This window comes from Caulobacter sp. GW821-FHT11E11, assembly GCF_058808315.1.
This window is the reverse complement of record NZ_JBXARO010000007.1, coordinates 280,874-302,545: the sequence shown is the minus strand read 5'-3', so window position 1 is coordinate 302,545 and position 21,672 is coordinate 280,874. Positions and strand designations below refer to the sequence as shown.

Below are 21,672 nucleotides of genomic sequence, written 5' to 3'. Positions count from 1 at the left end.
GAACCGGCTGGCAGGCTAACCCCCTTACGCCGCCACGAAGTCGCGCGTGGCCTTGTGGTCGCTCTGCCGCACCGGCAGCGTGAAGCTGACCGTGGTGCCTTCGCCCGGCTGGGAGTGCATCTCCAGCACGCCGTCGTGCATGCCGATCAGGGACTTGGTCAGAGCAAGGCCCAGGCCGGTCCCTTGCGTGGTCTTGGAGAACTGGCTCTCGACCTGCTCGAACGGCTTGGCCAGGCGGGCCAGGTCTTCCTTGGCGATGCCGATGCCGGTGTCGGTGACCGACACCTTGACCATGTCGCCGAACGGGTCGCGGCGGACCTCGGCGCGGACCGTGACGCTGCCGGCGCGCGGGGTGAACTTGATGGCGTTCGACAGTAGGTTCAGCAGCACCTGCTTGACCGCGCGATAGTCGGCCTCGATCTCGGGCAGGTGCGGGAACTCGATGGCCAGCTTCAAGCCGGCGGCTTCGGCGCGGTTGCGGATCAGGCGGACGGCGTCCTCGGCCACGTCCTCCAGATGCATCGGCTCGAACTTGAGGTTCATCTTGCCGGCCTCGATCTTCGACATGTCGAGGATGTCGTTGATCAGCGCCAGGAGGTGCTGGCCCGACGAGTGAATGTCCTGGCTGTAGCCCTTGTAGCGCTTGTCGCCGAGCTGGCCGAACATCTCGTTCATCATGATCTCGGAGAAGCCGTTGATGGCGTTCAGCGGCGTGCGCAGCTCGTGAGACATGTTGGCCAGGAACTCGGACTTGGCCTTGTTGGCGCTCTCGGCCTTGACCTTCTCGGTCTCGTACTTGCGGGCCAGCTCGGCCAGCTGCTCCTGGCTGCGCTCCAGGCCGGTGATGGCGTTCTGGAGCTGCTCCTCGTTGAGGCGGCGGGCTTCTTCTTGAGTCTTGATCGCCGTGATGTCGGCGGCGGTCATCACGAGGCCGCCTTCGGCCGTGCGGCGCTCGCTGATCTGGATCCAGCGGCCGTCCATCAGCTCGGCCTCGCGCACGCCCTTGGCGCCGTCGGGGGCAGGGTGGTCCTGCTTGATGGCGAGGGCGGCGAAGCGGTTGACCTCGGCGCGGGCGGCGCCGGGCTTGAGCAGTTTCGGTTCGAGCGAAAAGACGCTGCGGTAGTTGCGGTTGCACATCAGCAGCCGGCCCTGGCGATCCCACAGGACGAAGGCTTCCGACACGCTTTCGATGGCGTCGCGCAGGCGGTTCTCGGCGGCCTGGGCGCGGGCCTGGGCGATGCGCTCCTCGGTGACGTCCAAGGCGACGCCGATGATGCGGACATAGCCGTCGGCGCCGGGCTTGCCGAAGCCCTGGCCGCGGGCGTCGATCCAGAGCGAGCGTTGGCCATGCTCGGTGGCCGGCACGCGGAACGAGACGTCGAAGGCGCCGTACATGGCCGCGTTGGCCAGCGCCTGGCGCACACGTTCGCGGTGGTCGATCGAGATGCGCTCCAAGAGGTCCTGGCCCGAGACCACGCCGCCGCCGCCCCAGCCGAACATCGCGCCGGTGACGTCGGACAGGAACACCTGGTCGGCGTTGAGGTCCCATTCCCAGATGCCGCAGCGCGCGGCCTCGACGGCGAGGCGGAAGCGCTGCTCGCTATCGATGAATTCGCGGTGGGCGCGCTCGGCCTTGCGGCTCTGGATCATCAGCAGCAAGGCCAGGGCGATGCCGACGGCCAACGGGGCCAGCAGGTTGAAGGCGCCTTCCATGACTTGGCGGTCCAGGTTGGCGACGCTGCGGGTGGGCGAGGCGGCCAGCACCAGCAGGGCGCCCTCGGCGACCGGGCGGACGGCCAGGTCCAGGGCGGCGCCGTCGACGGCCTGGCCGCGCAGGGCGACGGGGCCGTCGCCGATATCCTCGGCGGCGAGGGCGAAGGCTTCGCGCAGGGTGGCGGCGCCTTGCGAGGCGCGACCGCGGGCGGCGATCAGCTTGCCGCTGGGCAGGGCCAGGGCGCCGCTGTCGCCCTTTTCCGGATCCTCGATCAGGCGCGTGGCGTCGCCGCTGGCGATCACGAAGGCGCGGGTCTTGTCCAGGGTGGCGGTGGTGGCGACGTACAGGCGGCCGCTGTCGCCGACCGAGCCGGTCCAGGTGGTGCGGCCCGAAGCGGCGGCGGCCTGGGCGGCGGACTTCCAGTCGGCGCCGTCGTCGCGGCCGGCGACGGAGACGACGCCGGCGGGGCTGACCACGGCGATGGCCGCGGCCTCGCCGCCGGCGGCGCGCAGGGCGGTCTCGGCGGCGTCCATGGTCGCGCCCGGATCGCGCTTGAGCAGGTCGGCGGCGGCCGACAGGCCGGCGCGCTGGGCGGCCAGGCCGGTCTCGACCCGGCCGGCGATCAGCCCGGCCTTGGCCGACAGCGGCGCGCCGCCCGGCTGGGCCGTGGCCTCGTGCTGCAGGCGCCGGACGCCGAACGCGGTGTAGACGGCCAGCAGCAGCAGGGCCGCCAAGATGGCCACGCGGACGAAGGCTTGAGAGGGCGCCTGGACGGATTTGGCGCGCACGGCCGCAGGCGCGGCTGGTCCGGCAGCCGCCGGCCCCCCGTGTCTAGCCATACCCCTGTCCAAACCACCCGGCTCCAGATTCACGCGGCGAGTCACTTCGCCAAGATGGTGAATCTACCGTACCGGCCGTGATCGCGTCACCGCCGGAAAGGCGGATTCCGTGCTTGTGAGCCCATTGGTCGCAACCCAGGCGGCGGCGACTCGTGAAATCCTCTTTTAGGCCAAGGCCTTGGTCGCCAGCTCCAGGACGTTTTTCGACAGCTCCGGATGGGCCGCGACGCGTTCCAGCTGCTGACGCATCAGCTGGCCGAGCTCGGGCTTGTAGCGCCGCCAGTTGCCCAGGGGCTCGACCAGGCGCGCGGCGGTCATCGGGTTGAAGCCGTCGACGGCCAGGATCTGGTCGGCCAGGAAGCGGTAGCCCGCGCCGCTGGGGTCGTGGAACCGCGACGGGTTGAAGTTGGCGAAGGTCGAGACCAGGGCCCGCAGGCGATTGGGGTTGGTCGGCTCGAAGTCGACGTGACGGGTCAGGGCGATCACCCGTTCCAGGGCGTCCTCGTTCGGATCGCGGCCTTGGGCGGCGAACCACTTGTCCAGCACCAGCGGCTCGGCCTTCCAGGCGTCGTGGAAGCTGGCCAGCGCCTTGTCGCGGGCGTCGCCGCCCGTGGCGATCAGCGGATTGAGGCCGCCGATCATGTCGGTCATGTTCCGCGCCGCCTCGAAGTGGCCGGCCAGGCGCATCAGGTTGTCGGCGTGCGGATCGGCCGCCAGGACGTCGGCGCAGGCGTTGCGCAGGGCGCGGCGGCCGGCGGCCTGGGCGCTGTCGGAGAACTCGCCCTCGCTCTGCATCTCGCCGTGCAGGCGGCGCAGCAGGTCGCCCAGATGGATGGCGATCCGCGCGCGCAGGTTGTCGCGGGCCTCGTGCAGGGCGGCCGGATCGGCGGCCTCGGACATCAGGGCCAGGTCCGGCTCGGACGGTAGGGACAGCAGCAGGGCCTTGAAGGCCGGCTCGGCCGCTTCGTCGACCAGGGCGTGGCCCAGGGCCTCGGCGTAGCGTTCCTCGCCGACCTCGTCGGGCGTCCCGGCGGCGCGGGCCAGGATCAGGTCGCCGGCCAACGTCTGGCCGGCTTCCCAACGGTTGAAGAGGTCGGGATCGGAGCCGAATAGCACGTAGCGGTCGGACGGCCGCGCGTCGGTCGACAGGTTCACCGGGGCCGAGAAGCCGCGCAGGGCCGACAGGACCGGGGCGCTGGTCACGCCATCCCAGCGGACGGTCAGCAGCGGCTTGTCCAGCAGTAAGACCTCGGTGTCGCGCAGCACCGCGCCGTCGGCCGAGAGCAGGCCGATGGCGACCGGGATGGGCAGGGGCTTCTTCAGCGGCTGGCCGGGCGTGGGGGCGGTCGCCTGGGCCAGGGTCAGGGTCAGGCTCTGGGCGGCCTCGTCATAGACGGTGGCGATCGCCACGGTCGGCGTGCCGGCCTGCTCGTACCAGCCGAAGAAGTCCGACAGGTCGCGGCCCGAGGCCTCGGCGAAGCAGGCGATGAAGGCCTCGACCGTGGTCGCCTGGCCGTCGTGGCGTTCGAAATAGAGGTCGCTGCCCTTCCGGAACGCTTCCGCGCCCAGGATGGTCTTCAGCATCCGGATAATCTCCGAGCCCTTCTCGTAGATCGTCGCGGTGTAGAAGTTGTCGATCTTCAGATAGCTGGAGGGGCGCACCGGGTGGGCCAGCGGGCCGGCGTCCTCGGCGAACTGGCGGGCGCGCAGGGCCTTGACGTCCTTGATCCGCTGCACGGCCGCGCCGCGCATGTCGGCGCTGAAGCTCTGGTCGCGGAAGACCGTGAAGCCTTCCTTCAGGCACAGCTGGAACCAGTCGCGGCAGGTGATGCGGTTGCCGGTCCAGTTGTGGAAGTATTCGTGGGCCACGACCGCCTCGATGCGCTCGTAGTCCATGTCGGTGGCGGTCTGCGGATCGGCTAGCAGCAGGGAGCTGTTGAAGATGTTCAGCCCCTTGTTCTCCATGGCCCCGAAGTTGAAGTCGCGCACGGCGACGATCATGAACAGGTCCAGGTCGTATTCGCGGCCGAACGCCTCCTCGTCCCACTTCATGGCCCGCTTCAGGCTATCCAGGGCATAGGCCGCGCGCGGGGCCTGGCCGGGGTCGACGAAGACCTTCAGCGCCACCTCGCGACCGCTCATGGTGACGAAGGTGTCGGCCAGCACGTCCAGGTCGCCGGCCACCAGGGCGAACAGGTAGCAGGGCTTGGGGAAGGGGTCGGTCCACTCGGCGAAGTGGCGCGCGCCGTCCAGCGCGCCCTGGTCGACCAGGTTGCCGTTGCTGAGCAGGTGCGGGAACTGGGCGTCGGCCTCGACGCGCACGCTGTAGCGGCTCAGCACGTCCGGCCGATCAGGGAAGTAGGTGATGGTGCGGAAGCCCTCGGCCTCGCACTGGGTGCAGAACCGGCCGCCCGACATGTAGAGGCCCATCAAGGCCTTGTTGGCCGACGGATCGATCTCGACCTCGGTGGTCAGCACGAACTGGTCGGGGACTTCGTGCAGGGTCAGGCGCTCGGGATCGACCGTGTACTGGTTGGCGCTCAGGGCCTGGCCGTCGATGGCGATCGACAGCAGCTTCAGCCGCTCGCCGTCCAGCACCAGCGGCTCGCTCTTGGCCCCGGTTCGGCTGACCGAAAGCTCGGCTGTCACCCGCGTCTGGGACGGGTGCAGATCGAAGATCAGCCGGGTGGTCTCGATGGCGAAGGGGAACGGGCGATAGTCCGCCAGGCGGACGGGCTGGGGCGTGTCGGTGCGCATACGTCCTACTTAGTCCCGCGGGATCGCCTCCGCGAGAGGACCTTGCGGCCAAGCTCGAATTATTGGCTGGTTGCGCATCGGATCAGCGGGGGGAGTGCGTCATGGCGGAGAGCGGACTGGAAGTCGGGCGCAGGCGGTTCCTGCATCCCGGGCCGCTGCGCTGGCTGCGCGCGACCGGCTGGATGGTGCTGCTCTTCATCGTCTTCAGCCTCGTCTATGCGGGCGCCCAGGCGGTCGGCAATCCGTTGTTCGCGAAAGGCGGCCACTTGCTGGACGTGCTGAAGGTCACGGCGATCTGCGTCGCGGGCCTGGCCCTCTACGGCGGGATCGTCTGGCTGGCCGAGGGACGCTGGCCGCAGGAGTTGAACCTGCGCGAGGCGCCGGCTGAGCTGGCCATCGGCCTCGTGGTCGGGGCGGCCATGCTGAGCGCGGCGGTGGCCGGGCTCTACGCCCTGGGCGTCTACGACATCAGCGGCCCGCGCCCGGCCTCGGCCTGGGGCACCATCGCCATGGCCGTCGAGTCCGGCGTCATGGAAGAGCTGCTGATGCGCGCCATCGTCCTGCGCCTCTTGATGCGCGCCTTCGGCATCTGGCCGGCCCTGGTGCTGCAGGCGGCGCTGTTCGGCGCCCTGCACCTGGCCAATCCCAACGCCAGCCCGGTCGCCGCCGCCGCCATCGCCATCGAGGCGGGTCTGATGCTGGCCGGCTTCTATCTGCTGACCGGGCGCCTGTGGATGTCGATCGGCGTCCACGCGGCCTGGAACTTCACCCAGGGCTGGGTGTGGGGGGCTTCGGTCTCGGGCATCCCGGTGGTCGAGAGCTGGCTGGTCAGCAAGCCCAAGCCCGGCGCGCCCGAGTTCCTGAGCGGCGGCGCCTTCGGTCCCGAGGCCTCGCTGCCGGCCATGGTGGTCGGCACCCTGACGGCGGTCGTGGTGCTGTGGTGGGCCTGGAAGAAGGGGAACTTCAAGGCCAAGCCGGACGCGGCAGTGGAATAGTCACAAAATTATTGTGGTCTTTTGAGGCGGGTCAACGAGCCGGCCTGAACGCGGGCGCAAACCCCTTTCGACACAGCAAAGGTCGAAAGGGGATACCGATGACCACCAAGCTTTTCCTGGCCCTGACCGTGGTCGCGGGCCTGAGCGCGACGCCGGTTCTGGCGCAGCAGGTCACGCCGAAAGCCAAGGGCGACATCGTCCTGAACGTCCGGCTCACGGACGTCGCGCCCAACGCAGGCGACCCGATCCTGACCGCCGCCGGCGCGGCCACGGGCCTGAAGGCCGACGTCAAGGACGACATCAAGCCGACCATCGGCCTCAGCTACTTCCTGACCGACAAGCTGGCCGTCGAGGTCATCGCCGGCACGACCCAGCACACGGTCAAGGCCGTGGGGGCGGGGACGGACGTGGCGGTCCACAAGACCTGGGTCCTGCCGCCGGTCGTCTCGCTTCAATACCACCCGCTGCCCGGCGCACGCTTCAGCCCCTATGTCGGGGCGGGGCTGAACTACATGCTGTTCTACAGCGGCAAGGACGCGAACGGCTTCACCGTCGACCTGGACAACGGCTTCGGCTACGCCCTGCAGGCTGGCGCGGACATCCCGATCAACGCCGCCTACAGCCTGAACCTGGACGTCAAGAAGGTGTGGTTCGACACCGACGCCAAGATCAATGGCGGCGCGCTGACGTCCAAGGTCAAGCTGGACCCTCTGGTGGTCTCGGTCGGCTTCGGAAGGCGGTTCTAGTCTTCGTCCGACGCGGGGCCAGCGGCGGGCGCTTCCTGCAGGTAGCGCTCGATCGCGACGATCTTCTGGGCCAGGCCGGTCAGGGCCGGCGGGGCGTCCTCGGGATTGTCGGCGACCAGGGTCAGCAGTTCGCGGGCGATGGCGTGCAGGCGCGGGGCGCTGGCGATCAGGCGAGCCTGGTATTCCATCTTGTGCGGGTCGCGGTCGTACTCCGCCCCTGGCGTGCGCCACCCGCCCCAGTCCTGGGCGTCGGTGACCACCACCGGATAGGTGCCGGGGTAGGGATGGTGGGCGCAGTCGTTCTCCTGCTGCCACTTGTTGCGGGCTCGCAGGATCCGCCAGTTGGAGGCGAGGCCCCCTTCCTGCGGGTCGACCTTGTCCTCGGCCTTCAGCTCGTGGGCCAGGAACTCGCGGCCCAGGCCGACGTCGTAGGTCACGCGCACCGGCTCGTCGAAGCCCTTGGCCCAGATGGGCACGATCTTGTCGACCGTCGCCCAGCAGCCGACGCTCTCGACCCACACCCTCTGGTTCTTCTGGAAGACGGTCTTGGCCATGCCGTGGGGTAACGTCCGACTGGATACGAAAGGTCGCCATAAGAACCTGAAATTCTTGACGCCGGGTCAATCTTTCCCTTCGCGTGAACGTCGTTCAGTGTGGTCCCCGAGATCGGCCGTAAAGAGCCCGGTCCAGGGAGAACGCTCGTGGATTTCGACTATTCCGACGACCAGAAGTTCCTGAAGGACGAGGCGCGCAAGTTCCTCGCCGCCCATTGCGATGTCGCCGTCGTGCGGGGTGTGCTCGACAATGCCGACCGCTCGTTCGACGAGAAGCTCTGGAAGGGCGTAGCCGAGCAGGGCTGGCTGGGCGCTTCGATCCCCGAGGAGCACGGCGGCCTGGGCCTGGGCCGCATCGAGCTGTGCGCCATTGCCGAGGAACTGGGCCGCGCCGTCGCGCCGATCCCGTTCGCCTCCACCGTCTATTTCCTGGCCGAGGGGATCCTGGCCCACGGCACGGATGGCCAGAAGGCTGCGATCCTGCCGCGCGTCGCCGCCGGCGAGTTGATCGGCTGCCTTGCGACCTCGGAAGGTCCGGGCGTCGTCGGCCCCAACACGCTGCAGAGCCGGGTCGAGAGTGGCAAGCTCACCGGGACCAAGATCCCGGTCACCGACGGCGACGTGGCCGACACCGCGTTGGTGCTGGCCAGCGAGGGCGGCCGTCCGGGCCTGTTCCTGGTCGACCTGAAACAGGCCGGCGTGAAGCGCGAGACCCTGAAGAGCCTGGATCCCACGCGCGGCGTGGCCAAGCTGACCTTCGACGGCGCGGTCGCCGAGCGGGTGGGGGAGGCGGGCGCGGGCTTTGAGATCGTCCAGGCGATCCTGGACCGCGCGGCCGTGCTGCTGGCCTTCGAACAACTGGGCGGCGCCGATCGCTGCCTGGAGATGGCCAAGGAATATGCGCTTGGCCGCTACGCCTTCGGCCGCGTCATCGCCGGCTACCAGGCGATCAAGCACAAGCTGGCCGACATGTACGTCAAGAACGAGGTCGCCCGCTCCAACGCCTATTACGGCGCCTGGGCCCTGAACGACGACGCGCCGGAGCTGCCGATCGCGGCCTCGGCGGCGCGGATCGCGGCGTCGGAAGCCTTCTGGTTCGCCAGCAAGGAAAGCATCCAGGTGCATGGCGGCATGGGCTTCACCTGGGACGTGGACTGCCACCTCTATTACCGCCGTTCGCGGCAGCTCAGCCTGGTCGCCGGCGCGCCCAAGGTCTGGAAGGAGCGGCTCGTCAGCCAGCTCGAACAGAAGAACGCGGCTTAAGGGAGCGCGAGGACCATGGATTTCAACGACTCCCCCGAAGAAGCCGCCTACCGCGAAAAGGCCCGCGCCTGGCTGGCCGAGAACGCCGCCGCGCACCGCGCCAAGTTCGGTGAGCTGAAGCCCAACACGCCCGAGCACATGGCCGCCGCCAAGGACTGGCAGGCGACCAAGGCCGGGGCCGGCTATGCCTGCATCACCTGGCCCGCGGCCATCGGCGGGGGCGGCGGCACGCCGATCCAGTCGGTGATCTTCGGCCAGGAAGAGGGCAAGGCCGGGCTCGGCTACGGCTACTTCACGATCGGCCTGGGCATGTGCGTACCGACGGTCATGGCCTTCTCCGACGGCGAGACCAAGAAGCGCTTCGTCTCGCCCGCCGTGAAGGGCGAGGAGATCTGGTGCCAGCTGTTCTCCGAACCGGCCGGCGGCTCAGACGTGGCGGCGCTGCGCACCCGCGCCGTGCGCGACGGCGACGAGTGGGTGATCAATGGCCAGAAGGTCTGGACCACCGGCGCCCACTATTGCGACTACGGCATCTTGCTGACGCGGACCGACCCCGACGTGCCCAAGCACAAGGGCCTGACCATGTTCTGGATCGACATGCGCGACGCCGCCGTCGAGTGCCGGCCGATCCACCAGATGTCGGGCGGTCGCGAGTTCAACGAGGTCTATTTCACCGACCTCCGCGTGAAGGACAGCCAGCGCCTGGGCGAGGTCGGCGAGGGCTGGAAGGTGGCCCTGGTCACCCTGATGAACGAGCGCCTGGCCGTGGGTGGCTCGGCCGGCCCGAACTATCGCGAGATCATGAAGCTGGCCCGCGACCTAGCCGGCGCTACCGGCCCCGCGCTGAAGGATCAGGCGTTCCGCGAAAAGCTGGCCGACTGGTACGTCCAGTCCGAGGGGCTGAAGTTCACCCGCTTCCGCACCATGACCGCCCTGTCGCGCGGCCAGACGCCGGGGCCGGAAAGCTCGATCGGCAAGATCATCTCGGCCAACCAGCTGCAGGAACTGGCCAACACCGCGGTCGAGATGGAGGACCAATACGGCATCCTCGTCGATCCCGATCAGGCCCCGGCCGAAGCGGCCTTTCAGCAGAGCCTGATGTGGGCCCCGGGCTTGCGGATCGCCGGCGGCACGGACGAAATCCTCAAGAACATCATCGCCGAACGGGTCCTCGGACTGCCCGGCGATGTGCGGGTCGACAAGGACGTGGCCTTCAAGGACATGCCGACTGGTCGTTAGCTTCGTCGAATCTTCGTCTAGCTTCGCTATGAGAGAGTCGGCGGCGGTTTAAGACTGCCGTCGGCTTCTCGACGCTTCTCTCAAGTTGTTCCGTCGACGGCGAAATGCCGGGAAATCCCGAAAATTCGCCTGTCGAGCGAACCTTCACTGTCGTGACAAAGACTTCATCCCCGGATGGGTTGAGCTGACCTTGACAGTGCTCGCTGCCGGGCACATGAGAGATCGTTGTTTTATGGTTAACGGGCTGGGCTGAAGGGGGATTCATGCGGCAGGCCGGCGACGCTTTTGCGCGCCTTGCGATGCTCCGCGAAGCGGCCCGGCGGGCTTACGCCGGTCGTTCCGTCTGGCTGCGTCGCGCCCCCGTGGGCGCGATCGTGGCGGCGGTGGTGATTCCCCTCGTTGGTTGCGACACAGGCCCGAGCTTCTGGTTCCACAAGCGCGCCAGCGCTTGCCCCCGGCCGCAGGCGGCCCAGGGCGTGTCGGGCCAGTTCAATCAGCAGCAGCAAGAGATTCGCGCCCTGCGCCAGGGCGGCTTCCGCGGCGACTTCTTCGCCCAGCTGGAGCTGGCCCGTCGTTACGAAGGCCAACGCGCGGTCGACAAGAACCTCGAGGATTCGGTCGAGGCGGCCGTCTGGTACGCCATGGCCCTGTCCAATTCGGGCGGCTACGCGCCGATCGCGGCCTATGAGCGTCGCGGCAAGGAATCGCGCGCCGTCTCGCGCTTCGACGACTGCCGCGCCTTCGAGCGTCGCAGCGCCTATGGCGCCCTCGACCGCCTGCTGTCGCGCATGTCGACCGAAGAGCGCGAGAAGGTCCGCAACCGCGTGATCTACGTGCTGTCGGCGCAGGGCGCGGACGGCTTCCGCACCCTGGCGCGCATCCACGACGGCTATTTCGGCCCCTATGGCGAGCCGTCGGACAACCTCCAGGCCATCGAGGCCTACGGCAAGCCCAGCACGCCCGGCGCGCCGGCGGCTCTGGACCTGTTCCGTCGCAACGACGTCGACGCCTATCTGTACAACTACCTGGCGGTGCAGACCGGCGATGTGTCGGCCTATGTGATGCTGAAAGACTTCGAACGGTCCTCGCCGCAGCGCGCGTCCTACGGCTCGTTCGTCGAGACCAAGGCTAAGCGCTGGATCCCGACCTACGAGTTCTATCCGCCGGAATCGCCCGACTCGGGCGTGCCGCATTCCGACGAGTCGGACCTGTCGGGCGAGGCGCGCGAGGCCGCGCTCAGCCGGATCAACGAACTGCCCTTCGTCCACGTGGCCGAGGCCCTGACCTATCTGCGGGTCATCCCGTCGCCGATGCTGGACGAGAAGCTGCTCACCGTGAACGACGCCCAGACGCTGCAAAGCATGCTGGGCCGTCCCGCCACCGGCCGCCTGGCCGCGATCGAGAAGGTGCGGGCCATCCAGTACGCGGCGGTCAACGGCTCGTCCAAGGCCCAGTTGGTGCTGGCGGTCATGTACTCCGAAGGCGTCGGCGTGCCGCGCGACTACGCCCGCGCCTACCACTGGTACTCGGAAGCCGAGCGCCAGGGTTCGGCCGAGGCCAAGTACGCCATGTCGACCTTCTTCTCCCTGGGCCTGCAGGGCGTGGCCGACCAGGACCGCGCCAAGGCGGTGGTCTACCAGCTGGATGGGGCCCTTTCGGGCTTCAAGCCGTCGGCCTACCGCCTGCAACAGCTGCTGGCCCAGGTCTCGCGTCCGCCTCGGCCCGCGGCCGATCGTGGTCGTCCGTATAGCGAAAGGGACTACTGATGCTGCGCCTCAGCCGCCTGATGGCGCTTTGGGCCGCCTTGATCCTCGGCGTGACGGCCGCCGCCCCCGAGGTCGCCTTCGCCTCGCCCGACGCCAAGATCGACCAGCAGATCCGGCCCTGCTTCGGCCTGCTGATCCAGCCGAACCTCTCGCATGGCTGCAAGGTCCGCTACGCCAAGCCCAGGCCCTGTCCGCGCGGCTACTATCGCGCCCGCAGCGGTCGCTGCGTGATGGGCGGCGGTGGCGGCTACGGTCCCGGCGGCGGCGGTTATGTGCCGCGCGAGATCAACTGCGACTATGCCTATCCGGGCCAGGTCTCCGACACGCTGGCGCGCCTCTATGACGGCGACACCCTGACCCTGACCTCCAGCGAGGGCGGGGCCTGCGTCGAGTCGCTGAACATCACCCAGTCGGTGACGATCGTGGTGCGCAACTACCAGCCCGCGCCGGGCCGTCCGATCCTGGTGGCCCCGGCCGACCAGCCCTGCATCAAGATCGCGCCGGGCGTGCAGTTCGTCGTGCTGGAAGGCCTGGGCATCGAGTCCCGCCGCGGCGGTTCGGCCTCGTGCATCGTCGGCCGCGCCACCGAGATCGCCCTGAAGGACGTCTCGGTCCGCTACGACGGCGACGCCTCGGCCTTCGACATCGGCGACAGCCGCATCGAGCTGTCCAACGCCGTCTTCATCGGCCGCACCCGCTCGGCGGTGGTCAAGGCCACCGGCACGATCATGGCCTCGAACGTCGAGATCGCCGCCACGGCAATCGGCGGCGCCTTCGAGACCGCCGGCGACAGCCGCCTGCGCGACATCCGCATCGTCCGCCTGGGCGACTGGACAGGCTCGTCGCGCACCCGCAACTCGGCCGGCTTCGTGATCAGCGGCATGAACCGCCAGCAGCTGGTGACCATCGACGGCCTGTACGTCGACGGCTTCTCGCGCGGCGTCTACATCGGCGGCGGCGACGAGACGACCCTGCTGCGCCCCGTGGTCCGCGACAGCGACTGGGCCGTGACGGTCGAGAACGCCAACCTGCGCCTCAACGACGGCGAGCTGGAAGCGGTCGATGTCGGCCTCTACGTGGCCTCGGGCATCGCCTATGCCAGCCACAACAAGATCGTGGGCGTCATGCGCTCGGGCATCTACGCCGACGCCGGCGGCCAGATCCGCGCTGTCGACAACCGCATCTATGCCCGCCCCGAAGGCTGCAAGGCCCTGGTCAGCGGCTTCTTCGACGGCGAGCTGACCTGCCGTCCGTGGTTCGAGGCGCCGGAGCTTTATCGCACCCAGCGTGACCGGGCCCGCCTGGACTACGACACCTACTGGCCCGCTGACGCGATCGGGGCCTCGACCCCGATGGCCGCGTCCAACCCGCCGCCGGAACTGGCCGATGACGCCGCCGCCTCCGGCCTGGCCGGCGGTCCGCAGCGCAAGCCCGACGTCTACCGCACCGTTCCCGGTCCGGTGGGCGCGCCGCCGACCTACGAGAAAGTCTCGCCGCCCTCGGCTCAAGGAGCTCCCCGATGAGCAAGCTGGTTCGCGCTTTCGCGGTCACGCTGGTCGCCGCCTCGACCCTGGTCGCGGCCCAGGCCTCGGCCCAGCCGGGGCAGGGCGGTCCCAAGCGTCGCGACATCTGCGGCGCGCCGATCACCGGCCAGGCCCCCGACATCATGACCTATGACAGCACGACGGGCACCCAGGTGTTCGTCGGCGGCGGGCGTGGTGGCGGCGCCGACATCGCCACCTACAACGCCCAGACCGGCTCGGCCGCGGGCCTGACCGGCGATCTGAGCCGACCGGGCTTGGTCTCGTCCTGCGCCGTCGACGGCATCACCCGCGAGTCGTACGGCGTGACCTCGGACCGTCCGGGCCAGGTCAGCATCTCGGGCCGCGACGATCGTGGCGAGCGCTGGCAGTTCACCCGCAGCGACGGCCACACCGAGGTGTGGGACCCGCGCTACGAGAACCGCTGCTTCCGTTCGGGCCTGGGCCTGGGCGGCCCGGGCGACCGTCGATGCTGAGACCCGCCCTGGCCCTGGGCCTCGTCGCCCTGGCCCTGGCGGCCTGCGGTGCTCGGCCCTATCCGCCGTACCATGGCCCGCCGGCCCCCTCGGCGCCGAACCCGCACAAGGTGACGCCGCCCCCGCCGCCGATCGACACGATCCGGCCGCGTATTCCGTAGACTAGAAAATCCCGACCTATCCAACTCACCTGCCTTCCTAGGCCTTGTGCCTAGGACCCATGGCGCGGCTGGATGCGGCCGTTTCCTGGAGGCTCCGCTAGCGTAGGCGAGCATCCGGTCAGCGCAGCAGCTGCGGAACGATGGGTCCTAGGCACAAGGCCTAGGAAGGCGAAGTTGGTTGGTTCGGCTGACGATCACCGCGCCTTCACGTCCCGCGCCGCCTTGGTCAGCTGCACGAACTCCGCGCGCAAACCGTCGGGATCATCGCCGCGCGCGCCTTGCGCAAGAGTGGTGATGGCAGGCCAGTCGAAGCCGTTGTCCAGCCAGGGATCGCCGCGCAGCTTCTGTCCATAGGCCGCGACCGCCACCGCGAAGCGGGTGGATTCCGGCGCGGCCGATAGTGTGGCGTAGCTGTCCGCCTTGCCGATCGGGCGCTCGATCAGCTTCGAGGTCGTCCCGCCCGGCGGCTTGTAGCGCACCTTCAGGAAGGCCAACTCGCCGCTCGCGACCGGCGCGGGCTTCTGCTCGCCGTAGCGCAGCGGATCCGACGACGGTCGCGCCCCGACCGGGGTGATCTCGTACAGCGCCGTCACCGACGCGCCCGAACCGACCTCACCGGCGTCGACCTTGTCGTTGTTGAAGTCCTCGCGGTTCAGCAGGCGCGTCTCGTAGCCGATCAGGCGGTACTCGGCGACCCGCGCCGGATTGAACTCGACCTGGATCTTCACGTCGTCGGCGATGGGGAACAGGCTGGCCTGGAAGTCGTCGCGCAGCAGTTTGCGGGCCTCATTCAAGGTGTCGACATAGGCGGCCACGCCGTTGCCGTTCTGGGCCAGGGCCTGCATCATCGTGTCGTTGTAGTTGCCGCGCCCGAAGCCGTAGACCGACAGGTAGACGCCGCTCTTGCGCTGGTCGGCGACGAAGTCCTTCAGCCGGGTCGGGTCCGAGATGCCGACATTGAAGTCGCCGTCGGTGACCAGGATCACCCGGTTGACCGCGCCCTTGGCGAAGTTCTGCTTGGCCAGGGCGTAGGCCAGTTCCAGTCCCTGACCACCGGCCGTGGAGCCGCCCGCCTGGAGCGCGCCCAGGGCGCAGCGCATCTTCAGCTTGGAGCGGCCGTCGGTCGGGGACAGCACCGCGCCGGCCGAACCGGCATAGGCGACCATCGCCACGCGGTCCTGCGGGCGCAACTGGTCGATCAGCACGTTCAGCGCCTTCTGGGCCAGAGGCAGGCGGTCCGCGCTCATCATCGAGCCCGAGGTGTCGACCAGGAAGACGAGGTTCAGCGGCGGATCGGCGGCGCGCGGGGCGGCATAGCCCTGCAGGCCGATATGCAGGATCTGACGCTCCTTCGACCACGGCGAGGGCGCGACCGCGACGGTGGCGCGGAACGGCGTCTCGGCGCTGGCCGGACGGGCATAGCCATAGTCGAAATAGTTCACCAGCTCCTCGACGCGAATGGCGTCGCGCGGCGGGGCGGCGCCGTCGTTTAAGAAGCGGCGGGTGTTGGCGTAGGCAGCGGTGTCGACGTCGATCGAGAAGGTCGAGACCGGCTCCTCGGCCACGCGCTTGACCGGGTTGGCGGCCGCGTTGGGATAGCGCTCGGTGTCGCGCGGTGGGGCCTGGATGGACGGGAAGGCGCCGATGTTCTGGGGCGCGGCGAGGCGCGACTGCACCGGCGGGATCGGCAGTGGCGGCGGAGGCGTCGCGTATGCCGGGGCGGGCGGTGGGGGAGGCGGCGGCGGTGGCGGCGGCGCGCCGACCCGGGCCGAATACTCCGCGATGGGGGCCCGGCCGGTGACGCCGGAGACATGCTTGCGCACCCCCGATACGACGATGTCGTCTCGGCTCAAGACGGCCGCGAAGCCCAGGGCCGCGCAGGCCTCCGGCGTCACGATCCCGTCGCCGGGCGGTAGGGCCGAGGCCGGCGACGCGCCGACCATGGCCAGAGAGAGCAGGCTGACGCCCGCGACGCGAAGCCCTCGACGAACCATGGCCGATCTCCCTGCCTGTGACGCCCAATCAATTACAATCGTAATATGACGAAAGCTGGGCGCTAGGGAGGTCAACCTAGGGGTGATTTCAGCGCCGGTCTACGGCGCGATGGTCTTCAAGAACTGCGGCGGCTTGCGATGGTGCGTCGCCTGCTCATAGGCGTAGCCCAGGTTCAGCAGCAGCTTCTCGCTCCAGGCCGGGCCGATGAACGACAGGCCCACCGGCAAACCGGTGACGGCGCCCATCGGCACGGTCAGGTGCGGATAGCCGGCCACGGCGGGCAGGGTGGTCGACGAGCCGCCATAGTTGTCGCCGTTCAGCGGATCGATGGTCCAGGCCGGGCCCGTGGTCGGGGCGATGATGGCGACCGCGCCGGTGTCCTTCAGGATCTTGTCGATGCCTTCCGGGCCGGCCAGGCGCTTGGAGTCGGCCAGCGCCTTCAGGTAGTCCGGATCGGTCAGGCCCTTGGTCTTCTCGGCGCGTTCGAAGCTCTCCTGGCCGAACCATTCGAACTCCTTGGGGGTCGCCTTGTTGAAGGCGATCAGGTCGGCCAGGGTGCGGCTCGGCACCTTCTTCGGATCGGTCGAGGCCAGGTAGGCGGCCATGTCGGCCTTCAGCTCGGTATAGAGCACCACGCCCTCGGCCTTGCCGATCGGGCCTTCGTCGAACTCCTTGACGTCGACCAGGATCGCGCCCTGGGCCTGCAGTTCCTTCAGCGCCGCCTCGAACACCGCGTCGGTCTTGGGCGAATAGCCGGTGTAGAAGCGGGCCACCGCCAGCTTGACGCCCTTCAGCGCGTCCTTGGAGAGGCCCGCGGCGTAGTCGGTCTTGCGGGCGTCGGCGTCTTTCGTCGCCGGGTCGGCGGGGTCGCTGCCGGCGATGACGGTCAGCACCTTGGCCGCGTCCTCGACCGTCGTGGTCATCGGGCCGGCGGTGTCCTGGCTGTGACTGATCGGCACGATGTGGGTGCGCGACACCAGGCCCAGGGTCGGCTTGATCCCGACCAGCCCGTTGATCGCCGCCGGGCAGGTGATCGAGCCGTCGGTCTCGGTGCCGATCGCCAGAGGCGCCAAGCCCGCCGCCACCGCCGCGCCCGAGCCGCTGGACGAGCCGCAGGCGCTGCGGTCCAGGACGTAGGGGTTGCGCACCGTGCCGCCCACCGCGCTCCAGCCGCTGATCGACTTGGACGAGCGGATATTGGCCCATTCCGACAGGTTGGCCTTGCCCAGGATGACCAGGCCCGCATCGGTCAGGCGCTTGACGATCGGGGCGTCGCGGCCGGTGACATTGTCCTTCAGCGCCAGCGAGCCGGCGGTGGTGGCCGTGTCGTCGGCGCTCTCGATATTGTCCTTCAGGAGGATCGGCACGCCGTGCAGGTTCGAGCGGATCTTGCCGGCCTTGCGCTCGGCGTCCAGCACGCGGGCGTCGGCCAGGGCGTGCGGGTTGGTGGCGATGACCGCGTTGAGGACGGGGTTCTTGTCCTTGATGACCGCCAGATAGCCCTTGGTCGCGTCTTCGGACGTCTGGGCCGATGCGGCCCCGGCGAGCAGCGCGAGAGCAGCGACGCCGGCCAGACAGGCGATCTTGGTCATGAGCGTTTCCCCGAACTTGGCCTCGCGACTCTCAGGGCGCGGACCGGATGGGGAGCATGAGGTCAAAAATCCGCGCGCGCCAAGGGCCGTTGGGCAGGTTCGTGCGCGGCTAGACGAAGATCGCCACGTTCTGCCGCGCCAGGATCAGCGGACGGCCACGGCTGTCCCACAGGTGCATCTCCTGAGTGGAATAGCCGTCGCCGATGGTCTCGGACTTGCTGCGCAGCAGGCGCCAGCCGTCGTCGTCCTCGCCCGGAAGGCCCACGACGTCGAGCGCCCAGGTCATGGTCGAGATCGGGCCGAATTTCTTGAACAGGGTCATGGCCGGCGGCGGCGGGGCGTCGCCAAGGGCGATCAGAGCTGACAGCGAGGTCGCGGCCGCGTCGCGGTGACGGATCCACAGCAGATATTCCGGCGGCTCGCCCGTGCCTGGCCGGCCGCCGCCGGCGACTCGGAAGTCGAACTGGCGGATGAAGCTGGGCGCCTGGCTGGTGTCGCCCTTGTGGAACGGCTCGCACTGGTCCGGCGGCGCGACGGCCGGGCAGGGGACGTCCTCGTGCGCCAGGTGTGACTCGCGGGCCGCGCCGAAGGTCAGGGTTCCGTGGGTGGCCACGCCTTGTTCGCCGACCAGGTCGATATTGGCGAACAGCGTCGACTTGCCCTGGCGCAGCGTCCTGACCTGCATCGACAGCTCGCCGGCGGCCGGGCCCACGAAGGCGAACTGGGCCGAACGCAGCGGCGGCGCCTCCGGAAACGCCCGCTGGGCCGCCTCGACGCACAGGGCGGCGCTCAGGCCGCCATAGGTGGTGCGGCCCTGCTTCCAGTCGTCGGAGACGTGGGCCGAGAAGCCAGTGTCGGTGGCGGCGATGGCGGCGACGAGATCGGTGTAGCTGGTCATGAAACGAAGGTTCGTTTTCTTTCGCTACGGAAGTCAAGCGGGTGTCGTGCTAGTCGAGGGCCATGACCACGCTTCGCACTGAACGGCTGCTTTTACGCAAAGCCGAGGAGGGGGATCTCCCGGCGATCCACGCGATCCTGAGCGACCCGCGCGCGACACGGTTCTGGTCGACGCCGCCGCACGCGACGCTGGAGCAGTCACGGGATTGGCTGACGGGGATGATCGAGATCGACCCGACAGAGGGCGAAGACTTCGTCGTCGAACACCAGGGCGTGGTGATCGGCAAGGCCGGCTTCTATCGCTACCCAGAGATCGGCTTCATCTTCCATCCCGACCACTGGGGCTGGGGCTTCGCCGGCGAGGCGCTGAGCGCGGTGCTGGATCGAGGGCTCGCATCGCGGCCGGAAGCGATCGCCGACGTCGACCCACGCAACGACGCCAGCCTGAAGCTGCTGACGCGCCTGGGATTCGTGGAGACGGGGCGAAAGGAGAAGACTTGGCTGGTTGGGGAGGAATGGTGCGACAGCGTCTATCTGAGCCTGGACGCAGAGGCGTGGCGCGCTAGTGCAGCGTCCCGTTAGCCTGGGCGAACCAGGCGCCGAGCGTGCGGGCTTCCTGCTCGTCCTGTTGTTCCTCGATGGCCATTTCTTCCAGCAGGATGGCGGCCAGCAGCCACTCTTCGAGCTCGGTCTCGGTGGCGCGCCCTTCCTCGAGGGCTTCCTTGACGGTCTCGATCAGCCATTCGACGGCGGCTTCGGTAGTCTTGGTCATGGCGCGTTTTTCCTGAACCAGCGCCGATAACCATAAGCTGTACCCGGCCCGAGCACCCTGCGACATAAGGTCAATGGGGGCGGGCAGGGTGTCGCAGGCCGTCCGCGCCCTTAAAGGACGCGAACGGCGCGCCAGGCCTATTGGCCCTTGAGCTTGCGGTCGAAGAACTCCAGGTGCTTCGTCAGCACGCTGAGGCCTTTGGTCTTGCTGCGCGGCGCGCTGTGGCGCTCGCCGGGGTAGAGCGCCATCTCGAACGGGACGGCCTTGGCCTGCAGAGCCGACATCAGCCGGGTGCTGTTCTCGAAGATGACGTTGTCGTCGGCCATGCCGTGCAGCAGCAGCAGGCTGCCGGGCGCCAGCTTGCCGATCCGGGTGTTGAGATCCGAATAGGCGTAGCCGGCCTTGTTGTCGTCCGGCTTGCCCATGTAGCGCTCGGTATAGGCCGTATCGTACAGGCTCCACTCGGTCGGCGGCGCGCCGGCCGCGCCAGCCTTGAACGGGGTGTTGTCGGCGGTCAACAACATCAGGGTCATGAAGCCGCCGTACGACCAGCCCATCACGCCCAGCTTGTCGGCGTCGACATAGGGCAGGTTGCTGAGGAACTTAGCGCCCAACAGCTGATCCTCGACCTCGACCGTGCCCAGGTTGCGATCCAGGGCGCGCATGAACTTGGCCGAGCGGCTGCCGCTGCCGCGGTTGTCGATCCGGAAGACGACGTAGCCGGCTTCCAGATAGGTGCGCTCGGACACGCTCTGCCAGGTCCGCTTGACCTGCTGGGCGTGCGGGCCGCCATAGACCGCCAGCAGCGCCGGGTACTTCTTGCTGGCGTCGAAGTTCTGCGGCTTGAGGATCTCGTAGTAGAGCGTCTCGCCGTCCGCGGCCTTCAGCGAGCCGTATTCCGGAACCGGCAGGGTCGAGGCGTAGGGCCAGTAGGGATGGCCCTCGGCCAGCTTGTTTTCCTCGATCCAGCGCACGCGCTTGCCGGTGTTGTCGTAGAGCGCGGTCTGGGGCGGGGTCTTGGGATCTTCATAGGTGCCGGCGAAGGCGCCGCCGCTGCCGGCGACCTTGGCCGACCACCAGCCGCCGGCCGAGGTCAGGGCCTTGGGCTTGCCCGGCTTGGCATAGCTGACTTCGTACAGACGGCGCTCCAGCGGCGTGTCGATCGAGGCGATGAAGATCGCCACCTTGCGGTCCTCGTCGACGCCTTCCAGCCCGGCCATCGGCCAGTCGCCCTTGGTGATCTGGGCGATCTGTTTGCCGTCGGCGCCATAGCGGTAGAGGTGGGTGTTGCCGTCCTTCTCCGACGACCACAGGAAGGTGCCGTCCTTCAGCGGATAGAAGTCGTCGCGCGCCTCGACCCAGTGGGCGTCGGTGTCGGTGACGATGGTCTTGGCCGCGCCGGTGGCGGCGTCGAAGGCGATCAGGTCGATGGTCTTCTGGTCGCGCGACAGGCGCTGGGCGTAGACGGTCTTGCCGTCGGCCGACCAGTCGACGCGGGCCAGGTAGATGTCCTTGTTGGCGCCCAAATCGAGCTTGCGGATTTGGCCGGAGGCCAAGTCGCGAACGAAGAGCTCGACCACGGCGTTGGGGCGGCCGGCGCGGGGATAGCGCTGCTCGACCACGGTGGCGCCGCCCGGGCCGATGTCGGCGCGCGGCACGACGTCGACCGTGCTTTCGTCGACGCGGGTGTAGACGATGCGGCTCTCGTCCGGGCTCCACCAGTAGCCGGTGAAGCGGTCCAGCTCTTCCTGCACCACGAACTCGGCGACGCCGAACGACAAGGTGTCCTTGCCCTCGGTAGTCAGGGCCGTCTCTGCCCCGCCCGCCAGGGGCTTGATGTAGAGGTTCTGGTCGCGGACGTAGGAGACGTAGCCGCCCTTGGGCGAGACCTTGGCGTCGACCTCATCGCCCGGCGTTTCGGTCAGGCGGGTGACCTTGCCGTCGGCGACGCTGTCCAGATAGAGGTCGCCATCCAGCGGGACCAGGATGAAGCGGCCTTGCTTGTCCCAGCTGTATTCGACGATGCCGCGGGCCGAGACGCGGGCGCGTTCGCGGCGGGCCTTCTCGGCCTCCGACAGCTCCTTGGCGCCCGAGGACAACGCGGCGCTGTCGATCAGGCGATAGGGCTCGCCGCCCTTGACGTCCGCGGCCCACAGGTCCTGGACGTTGGCCGCCTCGGGCTTGCCCTTCAGATAGGTGACCCGCTTGCCGTCCGGCGACAGAGCCACGCCCTTGGCCGTCGGGCCAGACAGGCTGGGATCGGCGAAAACCCGTTCCGGGGTGAGTTTTTCCGCCATGGCCGGGGTGGAGAGGGCGAGGACGGCCGCGAGCGCCGTGAGCGAGGGCTTGATCATGGCGCGGGACG

General features: G+C 68.8%; 15 protein-coding genes and 2 pseudogenes. 9 read left to right on the top strand and 8 right to left on the bottom strand.

The window, feature by feature from the left end:
* Window positions 1–24: 24 nt before the first annotated feature.
* Window positions 25–2,553 (bottom strand): cell cycle histidine kinase PleC, encoded by a 2,529-nt coding sequence (gene pleC / locus AC1RR5_RS19110; RefSeq protein ID WP_492923949.1) that lies wholly within the window; start codon window positions 2,551–2,553, stop codon window positions 25–27.
* A gap of 165 nt (window positions 2,554–2,718) precedes the next feature.
* Complete coding sequence (pepN, locus tag AC1RR5_RS19105; RefSeq protein WP_492923947.1) at window positions 2,719–5,310, bottom strand: aminopeptidase N; 2,592 nt, start codon at window positions 5,308–5,310, stop codon at window positions 2,719–2,721.
* A gap of 101 nt (window positions 5,311–5,411) precedes the next feature.
* Here pepN and AC1RR5_RS19100 point away from each other — a divergent pair, with 101 nt between their 5' ends.
* Together AC1RR5_RS19100 and AC1RR5_RS19095 are read left to right on the top strand one after the other, a co-directional pair.
* Entirely contained in the window at window positions 5,412–6,305 is an 894-nt protein-coding gene (locus tag AC1RR5_RS19100; protein ID WP_492923945.1) for a CPBP family intramembrane glutamic endopeptidase, read from the top strand.
* Window positions 6,306–6,403: 98 nt separating this feature from the next.
* Window positions 6,404–7,051, top strand: coding sequence for an OmpW/AlkL family protein (locus tag AC1RR5_RS19095; protein WP_492923943.1), 648 nt, complete (start codon window positions 6,404–6,406; stop codon window positions 7,049–7,051).
* Here AC1RR5_RS19095 and AC1RR5_RS19090 read toward each other — a convergent pair.
* Window positions 7,048–7,605: a hypothetical protein gene (locus tag AC1RR5_RS19090; protein ID WP_492923941.1), complete on the bottom strand. Its 558-nt coding sequence runs from the start codon at window positions 7,603–7,605 to the stop codon at window positions 7,048–7,050. The genes AC1RR5_RS19095 and AC1RR5_RS19090 overlap by 4 nt on opposite strands.
* A 147-nt stretch (window positions 7,606–7,752) precedes the next feature.
* Here AC1RR5_RS19090 and AC1RR5_RS19085 point away from each other — a divergent pair, with 147 nt between their 5' ends.
* From AC1RR5_RS19085 to AC1RR5_RS19060, 6 genes and pseudogenes are all read left to right on the top strand, one after another.
* Entirely contained in the window at window positions 7,753–8,868 is a 1,116-nt protein-coding gene (locus tag AC1RR5_RS19085) for an acyl-CoA dehydrogenase family protein (protein WP_492923939.1), read from the top strand.
* 15 nt (window positions 8,869–8,883) lie between these two features.
* Window positions 8,884–10,107, top strand: coding sequence for an acyl-CoA dehydrogenase family protein (locus AC1RR5_RS19080; protein ID WP_492923937.1), 1,224 nt, complete (start codon window positions 8,884–8,886; stop codon window positions 10,105–10,107).
* 263 nt (window positions 10,108–10,370) lie between these two features.
* Window positions 10,371–11,928 (top strand): annotated as a pseudogene (locus tag AC1RR5_RS19075) (tetratricopeptide repeat protein); the annotation flags it as partial.
* Window positions 11,873–13,396, top strand: a complete 1,524-nt coding sequence (locus tag AC1RR5_RS19070; RefSeq protein WP_492923935.1) for a right-handed parallel beta-helix repeat-containing protein — start codon at window positions 11,873–11,875, stop codon at window positions 13,394–13,396. The pseudogene AC1RR5_RS19075 and the gene AC1RR5_RS19070, both read left to right, overlap by 56 nt.
* On the top strand, window positions 13,393–13,890 hold the full coding sequence (locus tag AC1RR5_RS19065) for a hypothetical protein (RefSeq protein WP_492923933.1): 498 nt from the start codon (window positions 13,393–13,395) through the stop codon (window positions 13,888–13,890). The genes AC1RR5_RS19070 and AC1RR5_RS19065 overlap by 4 nt, the downstream gene beginning before the upstream one ends.
* A complete protein-coding gene (locus AC1RR5_RS19060) occupies window positions 13,884–14,051 on the top strand; it encodes a hypothetical protein (RefSeq protein ID WP_492923931.1) in 168 nt (55 codons plus the stop codon). Before AC1RR5_RS19065 ends, AC1RR5_RS19060 begins: the two co-directional genes overlap by 7 nt.
* Window positions 14,052–14,245: 194 nt before the next feature.
* Here the strand turns inward: AC1RR5_RS19060 and AC1RR5_RS19055 are convergent, their stop codons facing one another.
* From AC1RR5_RS19055 to AC1RR5_RS19045, 3 genes and pseudogenes are all read right to left on the bottom strand, one after another.
* On the bottom strand, window positions 14,246–16,045 hold the full coding sequence (locus tag AC1RR5_RS19055; protein ID WP_492923929.1) for a vWA domain-containing protein: 1,800 nt from the start codon (window positions 16,043–16,045) through the stop codon (window positions 14,246–14,248).
* 99 nt (window positions 16,046–16,144) lie between these two features.
* A pseudogene (locus AC1RR5_RS19050) lies at window positions 16,145–17,735 on the bottom strand (amidase).
* 12 nt (window positions 17,736–17,747) lie between these two features.
* A complete protein-coding gene (locus AC1RR5_RS19045) occupies window positions 17,748–18,536 on the bottom strand; it encodes a thioesterase family protein (protein WP_492923927.1) in 789 nt (262 codons plus the stop codon).
* Between the two features lie 62 nt (window positions 18,537–18,598).
* On the opposite strand from AC1RR5_RS19045, the gene AC1RR5_RS19040 reads away from it, so the two are divergent.
* On the top strand, window positions 18,599–19,117 hold the full coding sequence (locus AC1RR5_RS19040; protein ID WP_492923925.1) for a GNAT family N-acetyltransferase: 519 nt from the start codon (window positions 18,599–18,601) through the stop codon (window positions 19,115–19,117).
* Here AC1RR5_RS19040 and AC1RR5_RS19035 read toward each other — a convergent pair.
* Together AC1RR5_RS19035 and AC1RR5_RS19030 are read right to left on the bottom strand one after the other, a co-directional pair.
* Window positions 19,098–19,307 carry a hypothetical protein gene (locus AC1RR5_RS19035; protein ID WP_492923923.1) on the bottom strand — a complete coding sequence of 70 codons (210 nt, stop codon included), beginning with the start codon at window positions 19,305–19,307 and terminating at the stop codon, window positions 19,098–19,100. The genes AC1RR5_RS19040 and AC1RR5_RS19035 overlap by 20 nt on opposite strands.
* 137 nt (window positions 19,308–19,444) lie before the next feature.
* On the bottom strand, window positions 19,445–21,661 hold the full coding sequence (locus AC1RR5_RS19030; RefSeq protein WP_492923921.1) for a S9 family peptidase: 2,217 nt from the start codon (window positions 21,659–21,661) through the stop codon (window positions 19,445–19,447).
* Window positions 21,662–21,672 lie beyond the last annotated feature (11 nt).